This is a genomic window from Terribacillus sp. AE2B 122 (assembly GCF_902497585.1).
Classification (GTDB): Bacteria; Bacillota; Bacilli; order Bacillales; family Amphibacillaceae; genus Terribacillus; species Terribacillus saccharophilus_A.
In genome coordinates this window covers 870,710-889,127 of the sequence record NZ_LR700942.1, presented here as the reverse complement: position 1 = coordinate 889,127, position 18,418 = coordinate 870,710, and the positions used below count along the sequence as shown (strand labels likewise).

Sequence of the window (18,418 nt, the reverse complement as noted above, 5' to 3'; positions counted from 1 at the left end):
GTACCTAGTCTTAATTTTGGCGGTGGAGAAATGAGAAGAAGCAAAAAAGACAGACAGGACTTACTGCGGGAAACGATTGAAAAAACACCGTTCATAACAGACGAGGAATTGGCAAAGAAATTTGCTGTCAGTATTCAGACAATCCGATTGGACCGAATGGAACTGACAATTCCGGAGCTGCGGGAACGGATTAAGCACGTTGCTCATTCCCAGTGGGATGAAACCGTGAAATCTATTAACATTGATGAAGTGATTGGAGAAATCATTGACTTAGAGCTCGATGAACGAGCGATCAGTATATTAGATATTAAACCAGAGCATGTTTTCACGCGGAACCAGATTGCCAGAGGGCATCATCTGTTTGCGCAGGCCAATTCCTTAGCGGTCGCGCTGATTGATGATCCGTTCGCACTCACTTTCCACTCGGAAATCACCTTTACTAGACAGGTGAAACTCCATGAGCGGGTAGTAGCCAAAGCGAAAGTCATTCGTCAGGACAGGAAGCGGACGGTCATCCAAGTGGATAGTGCTGTTGATCAAGAAGAAGTATTTAAAGGTACGTTCGAGATGTTCCGCTCGAGCGTGAAAGAAGGGAAATAAGTTATGCGAATAGCAATCGACGCAATGGGTGGCGACAACGCACCGGAAGAGATAGTCAAAGGTGCCGTGCTCGCAGCGAAAGAGGATGCATCCTTGGAGCTGACACTGGTTGGAGATCAAAGCAAGATTGAACCTCATCTTGGTGAGGTCCGTCCGGCTAACATCCGGATTATACATACAGAGGAGTACATTACAGCAGACGACGAACCTGTCCGGGCAATCCGGCGCAAGAAGCAGTCATCACTTGTACTGACTGCTCAGGAAGTAAAAGAAGGCCGTGCTGATGCTTGTGTTTCAGCGGGAAATACAGGTGCCATTATGACAGCAGGTCTGATGATAGTCGGCCGCATTAAAGGCATCGAACGGCCAGCATTGTCGCCAACTCTTCCGACAGTGGATGGAAAAGGATTTGTCCTGCTTGATGTTGGCGCCAATATTGACGCCAAAGCGAACCATCTATTACAATACGGCGTAATGGGCTCCATCTACGCTGAGAAAGTTCGCGGTATAAAAAATCCTCGTGTAGGATTGCTCAATGTAGGCACGGAAGATGGTAAGGGCAATGATCTCACGAAGAAAGCTTTCGAGCTTCTCAGTGATGCACCAATAAACTTTATTGGTAATGTAGAAGGCAGAGATTTCCTTTCCGGAGATTTTGATGTTGTTGTGACGGACGGCTTTAGTGGCAATATCGCTCTGAAAACAATAGAAGGAGCAGCATCGATGTTCTTCTCGACCATCAAGAAGGCCTTCTTAAAGAACACAAAGACAAAGCTTGCGGCTGCTATGATGAAACCGCAGCTGAAGGAAATTAAAGCAAGCACAGAATATGCAGAATACGGCGGTGCTGCTTTGTTTGGCCTTGCTGCACCTTTTGTAAAGGCGCACGGTTCCTCCAATGCGCGTGCTATACAAGTTGCTATCCTACAAACAAAGCAAATGGCAGAAAATAATGTAACAGGTATTATCAAAGATACAATCCAGAGCATGAAGAAAGACGAGGAGGACGTTAAGTGAAACGAGTAGCTTTTGTGTTTCCTGGACAAGGCTCACAAGCAGTGGGCATGGGTCAGGAAATGTACAACGAATATGATGAAGTGAAAAGTCTTTTCCAAGCGGCAGACGAATTATTGCCGCAGCCAATTACACCTTTAATGTTCGAGGGACCGGCAGAAGAGCTGACAAAGACAGAAAATGCACAGCCGGCATTGCTTCTGACAAGTGCTGCTATCTACCAGGTATTGCAGAATGAAGGTGTTAGACCAGTCGTTACGGCCGGACACAGCTTAGGAGAATACAGTGCACTGGTTGCAGCTGGCGTTTTCCGTGCAGAAGAAGCTGCTGTACTCGTTAACAAGCGCGGTCAGCTAATGGAAAAGGCTTATCCGTCGGGGCAAGGTTCCATGGCTGCGGTATTAGGCCTAAGTTTGGAAGACATCAAGACTGCTCTTCAAACAGTTGATGCGGAGCATGGCGAAATTGTCGATGCTGCCAATATCAACTGCCCTGGACAGATCGTCATTTCCGGTACAAAAAAAGGCATCGAACTTGCAGAGCCACTTTTGAAGGAAGCTGGAGCTAAACGTGTGCTTCCGCTGAATGTCAGCGGTCCGTTCCACTCCAGGCTGATGAAACAAGCTGCGGAAGAATTCGCATCTGCACTTGCAGACGTGGAAAAAGCTGATGCATCGATTCCAGTTTATGCAAACGTAACAGCAGAAAAAGTGCTAGATCAGAAAGAGATCGAGCAGTTACTCGTGCAGCAGTTGTACTCACCAGTCCGTTTTGAAGAGACTGTTGTTAATATGCTTCAAAATGACGAACTGGATGCTATTGTCGAAGTGGGACCTGGTAAAGTGCTAAGCGGATTAGTGAAGAAAATCAACCGCCGTACGACAACGTTCAATGTACAAGATCCCGATTCATTGCAAGCATTCTTGAAGTGGTACAAGGAGGAAGAATAAATGCTATCAGGTAAAGCAGCACTAGTTACAGGTGCATCACGCGGTATTGGCAGAGAGATCGCGCTGGAACTTGCGAGTAACGGAGTGAACGTAGCGGTAAACTACTCCGGAAGCAAAGAGAAGGCAGAGGCTGTTGCAGAGGAAATCCGTGCTCTTGGGCAGGAATCAATTGTAATCCAGGCGAATGTAGCAGAAGAAGAAAGCGTAAAAGATATGGTCAAGCAGACTATTGAAGCATTCGGCAGTTTAGACATACTAGTGAATAATGCTGGTATTACGCGAGATAACCTGCTTATGCGTATGAAGGAAGAGGATTTCGATGCAGTCATCCAGACGAATTTGAAAGGTGTATTCCTTTGCACAAAAGCAGTAACTCGTCAAATGATGAAACAAAAAGCTGGCCGCATTATCAATGTGGCGAGCATTGTTGGTGTCAGCGGTAATCCTGGCCAAGCTAACTATGTCGCTGCAAAAGCAGGAGTCATTGGTTTAACGAAAACAGCAGCCAAAGAGTTGGCTGCGCGAAACGTTCTTGTGAATGCTGTTGCTCCAGGATTCATCACGACTGATATGACTGATGAAATGACAGATGAGCAGAAACAAGCGATGCAAAGCATGATTCCGCTAGGTAAACCAGGCAAGCCAGAAGACGTTGCGCGTGTCGTTCGTTTTCTTGCGTCAGAAGATAGCAATTACATTACTGGTCAAACGATTCATATCGATGGCGGCATGGTAATGTAATACAATGAAAAAACTGTAGTTTTCCGGGACGAAATGTCCTATAATAACGAAGGGAGGTGAATTTCCTATGGCAGATGTATTCGAGCAAGTAAAGCAAATCGTTATTGATCGTCTTGATGTAGACGAATCCAAAGTAACACTAGAGGCTTCTTTCAAAGAAGATCTAGATGCAGATTCCCTTGATGTTGTGGAATTGGTTATGGAATTGGAAGATCAATTCGACATGGAAATTTCTGATGAAGATGCTGAAAAAATCGCTACTGTTGGCGACGCTGTAAACTACATAAACAGCAAACAGTAAGATTTAAATAAGATGCATAGGAGAAAGTCCCGTCACTAGTAGGCGGGGCTTTCTCCGCATCATCACAACTATTGGAAAGTGGGGACAGCAGAATGAGCTTATATAAACTGCAGGAGAAGCTTGGAATCCATTTCCATGATGAAGCTTTGTTGCAGAATGCCTTGACCCATTCATCTTATGTGAATGAACATCGTCACCTGAAGAAGACGGATAACGAACGATTGGAATTCCTCGGCGATGCTGTATTGGAGCTTGGTGTATCACAATTTCTGTACAAGCATTATCCTGATATGCCAGAAGGGAATATGACGAAGCTTCGTGCTGCTATAGTCAGAGAGGAATCTCTCGTACTCTTCGCTAAAGAAATGGATCTTGGTACATATGTGCTGCTCGGAAAAGGAGAAGAGCGCACTGGGGGCAGAACACGTCCTGCATTGTTAGCTGATGTGTTCGAGGCATTTGTCGGTGCTTTGTATCTCGACCAGGATTTCGATGTGGTACTCGGATTTTTCGAAAAAATCGTCTTTCCAAAAATCAGCCAAGGTGCTTTTTCACATGCGATGGATTACAAGAGCAGACTGCAGGAGGTTATTCAGCAGGACAAAGATAAAGTGATAACGTATACGATCGTTGATGAAAGAGGTCCTGCTCATAGCCGTGAATTCGTTGCGGAGTTGAAGGTTCAGGGAGAACTTGTCGGTACAGGAGTAGGCCGGACGAAAAAGGAAGCGGAACAGCAGGCTGCCCGCATTGCTTTGGAAGCTTTAACTGAATAGAAAAAACGGCGGAGAGCAAGTTAGTCTCCGCCGTTTTTTATTTTCGGTAGTTCGCCAGTTCCTGGATAAATGCTTCTGTCTCAGATACACTGAGCTGTCCTTTTGATTCAATATGATCATATAAAAACTTAATATCATCGTACTTCTCAATTTGGTAGTCTTCTGGCTGCATGATGGAACGGTTAACGACAACAAGCCGGTCAGCGATGCCGTTGATGAGGATGGACAAATTCTCCTCTGATGCCTGTTCGAGCTTCATGGGCGAGCCTCCTTTGGCGTAATTGATACCTATTATGTACCTTTAGTTTATGATAAAATAAATAAGTTAAAAACAAAAGAGAAACCAATAACAATGCAGAAATAAGCGATAAGCTTTCAATATAGGAGAATGAGTATGTTCCTGAAACGATTAGAAACCGTCGGATTCAAATCATTTGCCGAAAAAGTGACACTTGACTTTGTACCAGGTGTAACGGCAGTGGTAGGTCCGAATGGAAGCGGGAAAAGTAATATAACCGATGCCATCCGCTGGGTATTAGGCGAGCAGTCGGCAAAAAGTCTGCGAGGATCCAAAATGGAAGATATTATCTTCCAGGGCAGCGATACGAGAAAAGCGCTTAATGTAGCGGAAGTGACACTTGTATTGGACAATGCCGATCAGACGTTACCGCTGGAGTATCAGGAAGTGAGTGTGACCAGACGGGTATTCCGTTCTGGAGAAAGCCAATTTTTGATCAATAACCAAAGCTGTCGTCTGAAAGATATCATTGACTTGTTCATGGATTCTGGATTAGGAAGAGAAGCCTTCTCCATTATTAGTCAAGGAAAGGTAGAGGAAATCCTAAGCTCCAAACCAGAAGAAAGGCGGTCTATCTTCGAAGAAGCTGCAGGTGTTTTGAAATACAAGCAGCGAAAGAAGAAGGCAGAATATAAGTTAGCAGAAACGCAGGAGAATTTAAACCGAGTAGAAGATATTACGTATGAAATTGAAGGACAGCTTGAACCATTACGTGAACAAGCTGCTATTGCAAAAGATTTTCTGGAGAAAAAAGCCCAGCTGAAAGATGTCGAAATCGGATTGCTAGTTGCGGAGATTGAGCAATTACATAAAGAGTGGCAAGCGGTTCTCCAAGAGCTTGAAGTAAATAAACGTGAGCTTGAAGTCAAGAAGCAGTCAATTGGAGAAAAAGAACAGCTGCTTGAGTCGGAGAAGACAGAATTACATGCGCTGGATGCCTCTATTGACGAACTGCAAGCCTCCTTGTTAATCGTGACACAAGAGCTTGAGAATTTGGAAGGCAAGAAACAGCTTTTGAATGAGCGTTCCAAGCATCTTGCAGAAAACAAAGAAAAGCTGGAAAAAGATACTGAACAGCTTGGAATCACATTAGAGCAGCAGTTGAAACAACTGGACCAGGAGCAAGCAGCTCTGGTTACGTTGGATACAGAGAACAAAGCAATTAAATCAGACTTGCGATCTTTGGACAAACAGCTATCCCGTACGCAGGAAGATTTGAGTGAACAAATCGAAGAAAAGAAAAGCGATTATATCGATTTACTGAATGAACAAGCTGCTAAGCGGAATGAGACTAACTCACTCAAACAGCAGCTCACTGGTATTGATGCGAAAAAAGAACGTCAGCGTACAAAATACAAAGACGTCGTTTTGAATCGTGATGAAATCAGTGAAAAAAGAGAGCAATTGTCTGAGAGTCTCAAAGATGCTACCGAAAGCCGCGAGCGTGCTGAGGAGAAAGCAGATTCACTTCGGATGGAAGCAGCTCAAAAACGGGAGCAGTATCAAGAAGCACAGAACAAGCTGTACACCGGGTACCAGCATATTGAGAAGCTTCGTTCCAAGCAGGAAATGCTGCAAGAGATGAAAGAGGAGTTCCAAGGATTTTTCCAAGGGGTAAAAGCAGTCCTCAAAGCGCGCCAAGATCAAAAGCTCGAGGGAATTGAGGGTGCTGTCATCGAATTAATTGATGTACCATCTGCGTATGTCACTGCGATGGAGACAGCTCTTGGAGGTCAAGCCCAGCATATCGTGGTCGATACGGAAGCAAGTGCCCGTCAGGCAATCAATTGGCTGAAACAGACACATAACGGCCGTGCGACATTCTTGCCGCTTTCATCGATTCAGCCAAAACAGATCCCTGTGAATGTACTGGGCAATGCTTCCACTCGGGAAGGATTCATCGGTATTGCAGCAGATCTCATTCAGGTTGATCCCCAGTACAAGCGGGCAGTTGATTTCCTGTTAGGTAATGTGGTCATCGCAGAAGACCTTCAGCATGCCAATGACATTGCTGCTGCTCTTGGCAGACGTTACCGCGTTGTTACGCTGACAGGTGATGTTGTAAACCCTGGAGGATCTATGACTGGCGGAGCGCAAAAGCGCAACAGTCAATCTTTGTTTACAAGAGAAAAGGAAATGCAGGAAGTCACGGAGAAACTGTCTGATTTCCAGGCACGTACGGAGGTATTCGAACGTAAAGTCGCGCAGCTGAAAGAAGAACTTCAGCAATTGGAAACTTCAGCAGAGGAAACCCGACATAGCTTGAAGCAGCTGCAGGAAGCGGAACAGGAGCTCCAGGCAGCATTCACCGAAACGAGTATCCGCTTTATGCATGCCAATGATAATCTCACCATGTATGACCAGGATAATGCGCAGTATGACACAGAACGAGAAGAAGTGGAAAAACGCATTGAGCAGCTCCAGGCAGAACTTGCCGGTTTGGACCAGCAGCTCCAGGATATTCAGCGGGAGATTAGTGAACTGACAGAAGCTCACCAGGCATGGCAGCAGACTAAGGAAATTAAACGGGAAGAACAGCAGGCCCTCCAGATACGGTCTGCAGAAAGCCTTGCTAAGCTTGAAAACCAGCAGCAGCGGCTCAGTGAGTTTACAGAACAGCTAGAGCTGACGAAGCAGAAGTATGAAGAACAGCAGCGGGTGCTGCAGCAAATGGCTGAAGTTGGTGAGAAAGGACAGACAGAGGAAGAGATTGCAGAGCTGATCACAGTGAAGCAACAGCACAAGCAGCAGACAACAACACTGATCGAGGAACGTAAAGCAGAACGGCAGGAGCGCTATGACTGGGTGCAGCAAGAAGAGCTGTCTGTTAAAGAAGCAAATCGTCTTCATCAGAATCTGGTGCAGCAAGTACAAGATCAGGAAGTCCGCTCGAACCGTTTGGATGTAGAGCTGGAAAACCGTCTGATGAATTTGCAGCAAAGCTATTCCCTGACCTTTGAAAAAGCATTGGCGACGTTTGGTAGAGCAGAAGATATCGAAACTGCCCAAACTGAAGTTAAGCTGATTAAGCGTGCTATTTCGGAACTCGGCAGCGTCAATGTAGGTGCAATAGAGGAATTTGACCGGATTAATGAAAGATATAGCTTCCTTACTGAACAAAAGGACGACCTTTATCAGGCGAAATCAACTTTGCTTGCCGTTATTGACGAAATGGATGAAGAAATGAAACGTCTGTTCGAAGATGTGTTCAATAAAATAAAAACAGAATTCACGGAAGTGTTCCGTTCGCTCTTTGGCGGAGGACACGCGGAGCTGAAGCTGACCGATTCTGATAATCTGCTTGATACTGGAGTTGATATTATCGCGCAGCCGCCAGGTAAGAAACTGCAGAATCTAGGTTTGCTTTCGGGCGGAGAGCGTGCTTTGACAGCAATTGCCTTGCTGTTTGCCATTTTGCGTGTAAGGCCTGTACCATTCTGTATCCTGGACGAAGTGGAAGCAGCTCTGGATGACGCAAACGTCAGCCGCTTTGCTCAATACATGAAGCAATTCAGCGAAAAGACCCAGTTCATTGCCATAACACACAGAAAAGGTACAATGGAGGAAGCAGACGTTCTCTATGGCGTGACGATGCAAGAATCCGGAGTTTCTAGATTGGTTTCTGTCCGTCTGGAAGACGCGCCTACACTAGTGAAGGTATAAGAAAGGAAGAACAAAATGAGCTTTTTTCAGAAACTGAAAAACAAATTCTCTAATACAAGCAACGAAACAGATCAGCAAACACCTGAAAAGTACAAAGAAGGTCTGAAAAAGACCCGTACTTCCTTCTCTGATCGGATGAATAATTTGATGGCACGTTATCGAAAAGTGGATGAGGACTTCTTTGAGGAATTGGAAGAAGTACTTATCGCTTCCGATGTAGGTGTGAACACAGTGATGGATCTCGTGGATGAGCTTCGTATGGAAGCAAAACGCCAGAACATCAAGGATAGTATTCAGCTGAAGGATGTCATCTCTGAGAAACTGGTTGAAATATACCAAGGTGATGAAGATGAACAGCCGCAGAAGCTAAAAATGAATGATGATGGACTTACGATTTATTTGTTTGTCGGCGTCAACGGTGTCGGCAAGACAACTAGTATCGGTAAGCTGGCGTATAAGCTGAAGCGGGAAGGCAAGAAAGTCGTCATGGCCGCAGGAGATACTTTCCGGGCAGGAGCGATCGAACAACTGCAAGTATGGGGAGAGCGGACTGGTGTAGAAGTGATTCGCCACAATGCTGGCAGTGATCCTGCAGCTGTTATCTATGATGGTATTAAAGCGGCACAGGCTCGTGGTGCAGATGTACTTCTTTGTGATACAGCCGGCCGTTTGCAAAATAAAGTGAATCTGATGAATGAACTGAACAAAGTACATCGTGTTATCGAACGTGAAGTACCAGGAGCACCGCATGAAGTGCTACTCGTACTGGATGCAACAACAGGGCAGAATGCTCTTGCACAGGCGAAGACATTCCAAGAAACAGCCAATGTCTCTGGTATCGTTTTATCCAAGCTGGATGGAACAGCTAAAGGTGGTATTGTCTTGGCGATCCGGAACGAGATGAAAATCCCGGTCAAGTTTGTCGGTCTAGGCGAACAAATGGAGGATTTGCAGGAATTTGATCCAAATGCCTTTGTATATGGTCTATTCGCTGATTTAATGCAGGATGAGGAACAGGCGGAATAGCAGTTTCTTGACAGCTGCGCACTAGGTTGGCTACAATTTTGTAAAGGCATTTCACTTAACAAGGGGTGCGGCTCATGTTAGAGAAAACAACTCGGATGAACTATTTGTTCGATTTTTATCAGGCACTGCTTACACCAAAGCAGCGCAGTTATATGGAAATGTATTATCTGGAAGATTTGTCACTCGGAGAAATTGCGGAAACATTTGAAGTTTCCCGTCAGGCAGTCTATGATAATATCCGGCGTACAGAAGCGATGATAGAAAGCTATGAGAAAAAGCTGCATCTTTATGATCGCTTCAAGGAGAGGAGCACGCTGCTGGATGAGCTGGAAGAAATAATGGACTCCAGCCAGTCCGGAGCAAAAGACTTGATCCAAAAGATAAAAGAATTAGATTAGGAGGTCGATTCCATGGCATTTGAAGGATTAGCCGACCGACTGCAGAGTACGATACAGAAAATTCGCGGGCGCGGTAAAGTTACAGAACAAGACGTAAAAGAAATGACACGTGAAGTACGACTGGCGCTTTTGGAAGCAGACGTTAACTTCAAAGTTGTGAAGCAGCTGATCAACAAGATCAAAGAGCGAGCTATCGGTCAGGAAGTAATGGAGAGCCTTACACCTGGTCAGCAGGTTATCAAGGTTGTTCAGGAAGAACTGACACAGCTTATGGGCGGCGAGCAGAGCAAGATTGCTGTCGCAGACAGACCGCCGACTGTCATCATGATGGTTGGTTTGCAAGGTGCGGGTAAGACGACAACAACAGGCAAGCTAGCAAACCTTTTGCGCAAGAAACACAACCGTAATCCGTTGCTCGTAGCAGCTGACGTATATCGACCGGCTGCTATCGATCAGCTAGAGACACTTGGCAAGCAGCTTAGCCTGCCGGTATTTTCGATGGGGACAGAAGCAAACCCAGTCGATATTGCTAATGAGGCGATCAAGAAAGCGAAAGAAGAGCATCATGATTATGTCATCATTGATACGGCTGGCCGTTTGCATGTAGATGAGAAGCTGATGGATGAGCTGACACAAATCAAAACGAACGTCAAACCTGCAGAAATCTTCCTTGTGGTAGATGCAATGACAGGTCAAGACGCTGTAAATGTAGCGGAGAGCTTTGATAGCCAGCTTGATATTTCTGGTGTTGTATTAACGAAGCTTGATGGTGATACACGAGGCGGGGCTGCACTATCCATTCGTGCTGTAACCGGGAAACCTATTAAATTCGTCGGTATGGGAGAGCGCACAGACCAGCTGGAAGCCTTCCATCCGGAACGAATGGCTTCTCGTATCCTTGGCATGGGAGATGTGCTTTCACTAATCGAGAAAGCACAAGAAAACGTCGATGAGAAGCAAGCGCGTGACTTGGAAGAGAAAATGCGCAGTATGAGCTTCACTTTCGACGATTTCCTCGAGCAGATGAGTCAGGTAAAGAAAATGGGGCCGCTTGGTGACCTTCTGGATATGCTTCCTGGCGCAGGCAAGATGAAGAACATGAAGAACGTCCAGCTGGATGAGAAGCAGCTTGTGTACGTCGAAGCAATTATCCAATCGATGACACGCAAGGAACGGCAGGAGCCGTCTTTAATCAATGCCAGCCGCAAGAAACGGATTGCAAAAGGCTCTGGCCGCAGTGTATCCGAAGTCAATCGTTTGCTGAAACAATTCGAAGATATGAAGAAGATGATGAAGCAAATGACGAACATGCAAAAGGGTAAAAAAGGGCGCGGAATGAAATTTCCTTTTATGTAATGTAAAAACCCTTTACAGTGATTATTTAATCTGTTACAATCATATCTTGTGAGAAACATTATTTTGGAGGTGCAACAACATGGCAGTTAAAATTCGTCTAAAACGTATGGGTTCTAAAAGAAACCCTTTCTATCGTGTCGTAGTTGCTGATTCTCGTTCTCCTCGTGACGGACGTATTATCGAGCAAATCGGAACATATAACCCAACAGTTAACCCAGCTGAGGTTAAATTGGATGAAGTAAAAGCGATGGACTGGATGGCTAAAGGCGCTAAGCCAAGCGACACAGTTCGTAACCTTTTCTCTAACGAAGGAATCTTGAAAAAGTTCCACGACTCAAAAAACCAGAAGTAAAGGGCTGATCGATTCTGAAAGCACTCATTGAAGCGATGGTTGCTCCGCTTGTTGATTTTCCTGAGCAGATCGTCGTGCATCAAAGGGAAGAACAGCATAAGGTCATCTATCAGCTTCAGGTGCATGAATCTGATATTGGCAAAGTGATCGGCAAGGACGGCCGTAATGCTCGTGCCTTTCGCGCAGTGCTGCGTGCTGCATCCGCTGATCACGAAAAACGCATTTATCTGGACATAGTGTAAAAGGGAGAGGGAAACCTTTCCCTTTTTTACAATGTAAAAAAAGTTTTTCCAGCAGAAAGCCAGGTGTCCGATGAAGATAATCCGAAGCTTGCGCGTCGATGAAGTGATCACTGAATCCAGCAAAACAGCACTCAGAGAACGTCTTCAAAAGACAGCGCGTCAACTTGACCAAGAGTGTCAACAGCTGTTGTTCGAGAAACGAAAACTCGAAAAGAAACAAGGTGTATCCAAACAGGATGTGCACAAACGTTTCCAGGCAGAAATCCGGAAACGAGAGGAAAAAGCGGCTACGATCGCATTCCAGCTTTCGCAGCTGGACGTGCTGCCGATTGGCAGTGAGATCATGATTCAAGAGGTTGAAGCTCTTGTTGAAGTTGAAGTAGGCATGAAATGGGACGAGCTTGCATCGAAAAAAATCGTCATCCAAGATGGCATTGTCATCCGGATAGAATAATGAAGGTGATAAACTATGGATATAAAAATGTATAATGTAGGGAAAGTCGTCAATACACATGGAATAGCTGGAGAAGTCCGGGTCGTACGAATCACGGATTTCGATGAACGCTTTGAGCCGGGAGAAGAATTGTATTGGTACGAGGACGAAAACAGTAAGCCCCAAAAGCTGATTGTAAACACACATCGCAAGCATAAGACTTTCGATTTGCTTACTTTCCAAGGGTATACAACGATTAATCAAGTGGAAGAATTGAAGGGTGGTATCCTGAAAGTTCGCGAGGATCAGCTCAGCGATTTGGAAGAGGATGAGTTCTATTACCACGAGATTATCGGCTGTACAGTTGAGACAGTTGAAGGAGAGGTGCTTGGTAAGGTGAAAGAGATCCTGTCCCCTGGCGCAAACGATGTTTGGGTTGTACAACGTACGAAGCAGAAGGATCTGCTAGTGCCTTATATAGAACAAGTCGTTAAACAGATTGATATTGAAAGCAAACGCATCGTTATTGAACCGATGGAAGGATTGCTGGATCTATGAAAATTGACATTCTGACGCTATTTCCGGAAATGTTCGAAGGCGTGCTGCAGCATTCCATTCTAAAAAGGGCCCAAGAGCTTGGAGCCTTTCAGCCGAATCTGGTGAACTTCCGGGAATTCACGACAAACAAGCATAAGAAAGTAGATGACTATCCGTATGGCGGCGGAGCAGGTATGGTATTGGCGCCGCAGCCAATCTTTGATGCGATTGAACATGTGACAGAGGGATCTGCCAAGCCTCGTGTCATTCTCATGTGTCCGCAGGGTGAGCCGTATAACCAGAAGAAAGCGGAAGAATTGGCGAAAGAGGAGCATCTGATTTTTATCTGCGGTCATTATGAAGGATACGATGAACGTATCCGTGAAAACATTGTGACAGATGAGATCTCTATCGGGGACTATGTGCTGACCGGAGGAGAAATCGGTGCGATGGCGGTTATGGATAGTGTTGTCCGTCTTCTGCCTGATGTTTTGGGCAATGCTTCTTCTGCACCTGAGGATTCATTCTCGACAGGACTGCTGGAACACCCTCATTATACGCGACCTGCCGACTTCCGAGGCATGCAGGTGCCGGAAGTTCTTACCTCTGGTGATCATGGTAAAATAGAAGCCTGGCGCCGGGAACAATCGCTTTACCGAACAGCTACAAGAAGGCCTGATCTTCTTTCGGATGCAGAGCTTTCTGACAAAGAACGTGATCAAGTGAAAAAGTGGCAAAAAGATTGAATAATACTTTGAATTCATAAGCCAAGTATGGTATATTAAATGCTGTGCTTACAACGGTAAGCGCCATATTACAATGTTCCGCTGTCGTATTTTTACGAGAATGAGCATTGGTGAGAAGGAGTTGAACAGAATGCAGGAATTAATTCATGACATTACAAAAGAACAGCTTCGCGCTGATCATCCTGAATTCCGTCCCGGAGATACGGTTAAAGTTCACGTTAAAGTAGTAGAGGGAACTCGTGAGCGTATCCAGTTATTCGAAGGTGTCGTTATTAAACGTCAAAACGGCGGAATTTCAGAAACTTTCACAGTACGTAAGATTTCTTCAGGCGTTGGTGTAGAACGTACTTTCCCAGTACACAGCCCACGTTTAGAAAAAATCGAAGTTAGCCGTCGTGGTAAAGTACGTCGTGCGAAACTTTATTACCTACGTAAACTTCGCGGAAAAGCTGCTCGTATCAAAGAAATCCGCTAAGTACCAGAAAAGAGAGCTTGCTTCGTCAAGCTCTTTTTTTGCTATATAGACCAAATAGATCTAGTAGACAATTGGAGGCTTATAGATGGCCAAACAGAAAAATGAATGGCTAGATTGGCTGAAGGCTTTAATCATCGCTGTCATTATTGCGGTGGTAGTTCGGATGTTCCTGTTTGCTCCGATTGTAGTTGACGGACCTTCCATGCAGCCAACCTTGCATGATAATGATTTTATGATAGTGAATAAGATAAGCTACCGTTTCGGTGAGCCTGAACAGAAAGATATTATAGTCTTTCACGCTACTGAATCGAAGGATTACATCAAACGGGTGATTGGTGTGCCGGGAGATCATGTCGAAATGATCGATGATACATTGTATATAAATGGTGAAATCGTGGATGAGCCTTATCTGGACAGTGAGAAAGAGGCACTTGCAGATGGCGGTAACCTGACGAATGATTTCACTCTTGAAGATCTGCCGGGCAATTACGAGGAGATTCCAGAGGGCTATGTGCTCGTACTCGGGGATAATCGTAGAAATTCAACCGATAGCAGATACATCGGCTTAATACCGGAAGATCAGATTGTCGGTAAAGTACAGCTAACGTTCTGGCCGCTTGATCGCATCGGTCTGACAAAATAGGAGGAACATATTCTCGTGACGATTCAATGGTTTCCCGGCCATATGGCCAAAGCTAGAAGAGAAGTAGAAGAAAAACTAAAGCTCGTAGACTTTGTCATCGAGTTGGTGGATGCAAGGGCACCAGAAGCATCACAAAATCCGATGCTTCGCAAAGTGCTGGGCGACAAACCGAAAATGGTCGTACTTATGAAGAAAGACTTGGCTGATAAATCGGTTACTGATGCATGGATCCGATATTATGAGGAACAAGGTACACCAGCTCTTTCTGTCAATGCTGATGAGAAAAACGACATACAGCGTGTTGTCCAGCGCGCACATGATATGCATGCTGCGAAGCGGGAAAAATGGAAGCGCAGAGGCGTGCAGAATCCACCGCCTGGTCGTGCAATGATTATCGGTATACCTAACGTTGGAAAATCAACACTCATCAATCGGCTTGCAAGTAAAAAAATTGCAAAAACAGGCGATCGTCCAGGTGTTACCACGCAGCAGCAGTGGATCAAAGTGAAGAAGGATTTCGAGTTGCTGGATACACCAGGGATCCTTTGGCCGAAATTCGAAGACCCGCAGGTTGGTTTAGTGCTTGCTGCCATTGGTACGATCAAAGATCAAATTTTGCCAATGGAGGAAGTAGCAACGTTTATTCTTAACTATCTGAAAGAGCACTATCCGAAGCAAGTTGCACAAAGATATGCGATAGAGGATATTTCCATGGACACAGTCGAAATGTTCACCCATATCGGACGATTCCGAGGTGCGCTTGAAGCTGGCGGTGAAATTAATTATGAAAAAACGTACGATATCATTATTCGGGATCTCCGCAGTAAGCGGATTACGAATGTGACATTCGAAAAACCAACAGTGTAAGAAACGGACATACATATTTCTTTTATGTATGTCTTTATTTTTTGTCTACATAACCGATAAACAGAGAAAAGGGAGATTGTTTATGAAAGATGTATTGACGATCCAGCAGATACGAGCTCACTTACAGGAAGGAACATATTCGGAGGAGATGCTTTCATCCTGGCAAGAGGATCATCGTACAGGTGTTCAGAAGCTTATGGACGCCCATAAAAGGAAACAAGTGAAAGAACAGGAGCTTCGCGAGCAATACGATCATATGTGCAGCTTTGAAAACGCCTATTACGAGAAAGGGAAGCAGTATATCGCGGGTATAGATGAAGCGGGCAGAGGTCCGCTCGCGGGTCCGGTTGTTGCAGCAGCAGTAATCTTGCCAAGAGATGCCTACATAGCAGGCTTGAATGATTCGAAACAGTTGAGCGAGGCGAAAAGGGAAGCTTTATATGAGCAAATTATCGACACTTGTATTGCCTATGGAGTAGGTATCGTAACCAGCCAAAGAATTGATGAAATCAATATCTATCAAGCTGCCAAACAAGCAATGCTGGAGGCTGTCGATGAGTTGGAATGTCAGCCGGACCATGTGCTGGTAGATGCTATGCCTCTCTCAGAATTGTCTTGTACATATGAATCCTTGATCAAGGGAGATCAGCGCAGTGTTTCGATTGCAGCAGCAAGTATCATTGCGAAAGTGACAAGAGATCGGATGATGAAAGAGGCGGATACAGCCTATCCAGGTTATGGCTTCAAAGATCATATGGGCTATGGAACCAAGCAGCATCTGGAAGCATTGCGTAAGCAAGGGATTACCCCATTACATCGACTGAGCTTTGCCCCTGTCAAAGATCTTTCCCGCGTTTAAGAAGGAAGTGACATCATGCATCACCTTAGTATCCAAAGCTCTCAAGGTATTAAGCAAGCTCAGCAGCCGCAAGAGGAAAGAAACTTTAGGCCAGGGGAGGTCGTAACTGGAAAGATTACGAAGTTTTTTCCTGATAACAAAGCATTGCTGCAAATCGGTGCCAAGCAAGTTATTGCAGAATTGCAGGCATCACTGACTGCAGGAGGTACTTATTGGTTTGAAGTAAAAGAAGGAGGAGAGCGTCCTTTATTGCAGGTTTTGCCCCAAACCGCTGGGAACCAAGCAGATGTCTCTCAGTTAATTGAGCTTGCTGGTATGAAACCGAATAAAATGAATACAAGCTTAGTGGAAGGCTTGATGAAACAGCAGACTGCATTTACGATGCCTCAGCTGAAACAAGCACTAAATCTTTTGCAGCAGAAAGAATTGCAGCCCGTGGAAGTAAGGAAACAAGCGCTGCAGCTTATGCTTCAGCGGCAGCTGCCCTTAACAGAAAGTGTCCTCCAAGCTATCACGGCTCGACAGACACAAGATATGACGGCTTCCCTTCGTGAACTCACCAATACTGTACCAGTCGGGAGTGATAAAACAACGCCACTTCAACAGATGCTCGGAAAATTGGCACCTGCTGGTCCAGCAGTGCATGAACAGCAGCTTGTACAGCAGATTATCCAAGAGGCACAAGCAGGAAAACAGGATATGTATCAAGCTATCCGCCCGTCTTTACCTGCTGCTGTGCCAACCTTTACTGTTTGGCAAAGAGAATGGCTGGCATATGATAAGCAAATGGATGTTGGCAGAAGTGTTCCGCAGCAGTTAATTCAGGAATCTGGGAGTTCATCTAACAGAACAGCAGGAATACTACCGTTTTCTCAAGCACTTGATAGTTTCATATCCGAGATGCAACTTGTCGGTAAGCAATCTCCGGCTGCCCAAGAGAGCCTCCAGACTGCGCTGTCGACGGTCCGTCAGCTCCTTAGTATGTTTCCGGATCGGTCGCTGCCTCATGAAATAATCACCAGTCTGCGCACAGCTTTGGACCCCTTTCAGTCAGCACCAATGGCTCAAGACATATACAGCCAGCTGGCAAAAGGGAATGTAGATAACCAGCTGCTGCAAGCGAAGAGTACCGAATTATTGCAGCTTCTCCAGGTGACACAAACGAATGAGCAAAGCAAAGATGGAGATTTTTTCAAAAATCTGCTCCAAGATATTGTAAGGCAGACTGGATTTTCATATGAACACGATTTAAACGATGCCGATGCTGCGAATCTGCCTTTAAAAGGTTTGCTCCTGCAGCACGCAGCACAAGGTAATGAAAGAGCAGAGCTCTCCTCTCAGCTTCTTCAGCAAATTACCGGAAGCCAGCTGCTTCAGGTTCAGGATGATAAACAAATGGCTTACATCCAGCTTCAGCTTTCAGGCGCTCCGTTTGGATTCGATAAAGATATTCTGATGGAGCTGGAGGGCAGAAAAGAAGCTGACGGACAGTTATCTTCTGATCACTGCCGTATTTTGTTTTATTTGCATTTACCTTTTCTCGATGACATGGTAGTAGATATGTACGTACAGAAAAAGGCTGTCAGTCTGCATATTTATACAGAAGAAGGGAAAGCAGAACAAGTCATGCGTCCGCTTCAGCAAAAGCTAAAATCAGCACTTGATACAAGCGGCTATCATCTTTCTTCTGTAAAATATACGGTCAGCAACAATGCAAAAGAAGCAAGCTATGTTGATACAAGCTTGCATGCTGTACATACCGAGCAGAAAGGTGTCGACTATCGCATATGACAGAAAAAAGGTACGTTCGGCAAGCAGCGGCCCTGAAATATGACGCTGCAAAAAAGCAGGCGCCGGTCCTTACAGCAAGCGGGAAAGGTCTGACTGCCGAGGCAATCATAAAACGTGCTCAGGATAATGGTGTGCCGGTCCAGCAAGACCCTGCATTAGTAGGTCTATTGGCGGAGTTGGAAGTAAACGAGATGATTCCAGCGGATCTCTATGAGGCAGTGGCAGAGGTCTTTGCATTCATTTACCAGGCAGACAAGCAGGCAGGGAAATAAGCGTCTCTTTGATGGGATGCTTTTTCCATAAATTCTCTTATGAAAGCATTTTCATAAATTTTCAACAAAAAGGCATCC

Annotated in this window: 22 protein-coding genes; 21 read left to right on the top strand and 1 reads right to left on the bottom strand. The window is 45.3% G+C overall.

Annotation, left to right across the window (positions count from 1 at the left end; all coding sequences use genetic code 11):
* Positions 1–30: 30 nt before the first annotated feature.
* The 6 genes from fapR (at position 31) to rnc (ending at position 4,382) form a co-directional block, all read left to right on the top strand.
* Positions 31–600: a transcription factor FapR gene (gene fapR / locus AE2B122_RS04535; protein WP_095217627.1), complete on the top strand. Its 570-nt coding sequence runs from the start codon at positions 31–33 to the stop codon at positions 598–600.
* 3 nt (positions 601–603) lie between these two features.
* The gene (gene plsX, locus AE2B122_RS04530; RefSeq protein WP_095230073.1) at positions 604–1,617 is read left to right on the top strand and encodes a phosphate acyltransferase PlsX; all 1,014 of its coding nucleotides are present in this window, start codon (positions 604–606) and stop codon (positions 1,615–1,617) included.
* Positions 1,614–2,564 carry an ACP S-malonyltransferase gene (fabD, locus tag AE2B122_RS04525; protein ID WP_175073194.1) on the top strand — a complete coding sequence of 317 codons (951 nt, stop codon included), beginning with the start codon at positions 1,614–1,616 and terminating at the stop codon, positions 2,562–2,564. The genes plsX and fabD overlap by 4 nt, the downstream gene beginning before the upstream one ends.
* Complete coding sequence (gene fabG / locus AE2B122_RS04520; protein WP_095230077.1) at positions 2,565–3,305, top strand: 3-oxoacyl-[acyl-carrier-protein] reductase; 741 nt, start codon at positions 2,565–2,567, stop codon at positions 3,303–3,305.
* A gap of 67 nt (positions 3,306–3,372) precedes the next feature.
* Positions 3,373–3,606 (top strand): acyl carrier protein, encoded by a 234-nt coding sequence (gene acpP / locus AE2B122_RS04515; RefSeq protein WP_038560102.1) that lies wholly within the window; start codon positions 3,373–3,375, stop codon positions 3,604–3,606.
* Positions 3,607–3,698: 92 nt separating this feature from the next.
* Positions 3,699–4,382: a ribonuclease III gene (rnc, locus tag AE2B122_RS04510; protein WP_095230079.1), complete on the top strand. Its 684-nt coding sequence runs from the start codon at positions 3,699–3,701 to the stop codon at positions 4,380–4,382.
* A gap of 37 nt (positions 4,383–4,419) precedes the next feature.
* Here the strand turns inward: rnc and AE2B122_RS04505 are convergent, their stop codons facing one another.
* Positions 4,420–4,641: a DUF1128 domain-containing protein gene (locus AE2B122_RS04505; RefSeq protein WP_038560108.1), complete on the bottom strand. Its 222-nt coding sequence runs from the start codon at positions 4,639–4,641 to the stop codon at positions 4,420–4,422.
* A gap of 135 nt (positions 4,642–4,776) precedes the next feature.
* Between AE2B122_RS04505 and smc the strand changes: the two genes are divergently transcribed.
* From smc to AE2B122_RS04430, 15 genes are all read left to right on the top strand, one after another.
* A complete protein-coding gene (gene smc / locus AE2B122_RS04500) occupies positions 4,777–8,343 on the top strand; it encodes a chromosome segregation protein SMC (RefSeq protein WP_175073193.1) in 3,567 nt (1,188 codons plus the stop codon).
* A gap of 15 nt (positions 8,344–8,358) precedes the next feature.
* Positions 8,359–9,369, top strand: coding sequence for a signal recognition particle-docking protein FtsY (ftsY, locus tag AE2B122_RS04495; protein ID WP_175073192.1), 1,011 nt, complete (start codon positions 8,359–8,361; stop codon positions 9,367–9,369).
* Between the two features lie 74 nt (positions 9,370–9,443).
* Entirely contained in the window at positions 9,444–9,767 is a 324-nt protein-coding gene (locus AE2B122_RS04490) for a putative DNA-binding protein (RefSeq protein WP_095217634.1), read from the top strand.
* A gap of 12 nt (positions 9,768–9,779) precedes the next feature.
* Positions 9,780–11,123, top strand: a complete 1,344-nt coding sequence (gene ffh / locus AE2B122_RS04485) for a signal recognition particle protein (RefSeq protein WP_038560118.1) — start codon at positions 9,780–9,782, stop codon at positions 11,121–11,123.
* 79 nt (positions 11,124–11,202) lie between these two features.
* Entirely contained in the window at positions 11,203–11,475 is a 273-nt protein-coding gene (gene rpsP / locus AE2B122_RS04480) for a 30S ribosomal protein S16 (protein WP_095217635.1), read from the top strand.
* 11 nt (positions 11,476–11,486) lie between these two features.
* On the top strand, positions 11,487–11,717 hold the full coding sequence (locus AE2B122_RS04475; protein WP_369679057.1) for a KH domain-containing protein: 231 nt from the start codon (positions 11,487–11,489) through the stop codon (positions 11,715–11,717).
* A 70-nt stretch (positions 11,718–11,787) separates the two neighbouring features.
* The gene (locus AE2B122_RS04470; protein ID WP_095217637.1) at positions 11,788–12,171 is read left to right on the top strand and encodes a YlqD family protein; all 384 of its coding nucleotides are present in this window, start codon (positions 11,788–11,790) and stop codon (positions 12,169–12,171) included.
* A gap of 15 nt (positions 12,172–12,186) precedes the next feature.
* A complete protein-coding gene (rimM, locus tag AE2B122_RS04465; RefSeq protein ID WP_175073191.1) occupies positions 12,187–12,708 on the top strand; it encodes a ribosome maturation factor RimM in 522 nt (173 codons plus the stop codon).
* Positions 12,705–13,433: a tRNA (guanosine(37)-N1)-methyltransferase TrmD gene (gene trmD / locus AE2B122_RS04460; protein ID WP_095230091.1), complete on the top strand. Its 729-nt coding sequence runs from the start codon at positions 12,705–12,707 to the stop codon at positions 13,431–13,433. The genes rimM and trmD overlap by 4 nt, the downstream gene beginning before the upstream one ends.
* Positions 13,434–13,563: 130 nt before the next feature.
* A complete protein-coding gene (rplS, locus tag AE2B122_RS04455; RefSeq protein ID WP_038560133.1) occupies positions 13,564–13,908 on the top strand; it encodes a 50S ribosomal protein L19 in 345 nt (114 codons plus the stop codon).
* Between the two features lie 85 nt (positions 13,909–13,993).
* Positions 13,994–14,551, top strand: coding sequence for a signal peptidase I (lepB, locus tag AE2B122_RS04450; protein WP_095217640.1), 558 nt, complete (start codon positions 13,994–13,996; stop codon positions 14,549–14,551).
* Positions 14,552–14,566: 15 nt separating this feature from the next.
* Complete coding sequence (gene ylqF / locus AE2B122_RS04445; protein WP_175073190.1) at positions 14,567–15,418, top strand: ribosome biogenesis GTPase YlqF; 852 nt, start codon at positions 14,567–14,569, stop codon at positions 15,416–15,418.
* Between the two features lie 82 nt (positions 15,419–15,500).
* Positions 15,501–16,277: a ribonuclease HII gene (locus AE2B122_RS04440; RefSeq protein ID WP_254593408.1), complete on the top strand. Its 777-nt coding sequence runs from the start codon at positions 15,501–15,503 to the stop codon at positions 16,275–16,277.
* Positions 16,278–16,292: 15 nt separating this feature from the next.
* Positions 16,293–18,068 (top strand): hypothetical protein, encoded by a 1,776-nt coding sequence (locus AE2B122_RS04435; protein ID WP_175073188.1) that lies wholly within the window; start codon positions 16,293–16,295, stop codon positions 18,066–18,068.
* Positions 18,065–18,340: an EscU/YscU/HrcU family type III secretion system export apparatus switch protein gene (locus AE2B122_RS04430; protein ID WP_175073187.1), complete on the top strand. Its 276-nt coding sequence runs from the start codon at positions 18,065–18,067 to the stop codon at positions 18,338–18,340. The genes AE2B122_RS04435 and AE2B122_RS04430 overlap by 4 nt, the downstream gene beginning before the upstream one ends.
* Positions 18,341–18,418: the final 78 nt, after the last annotated feature.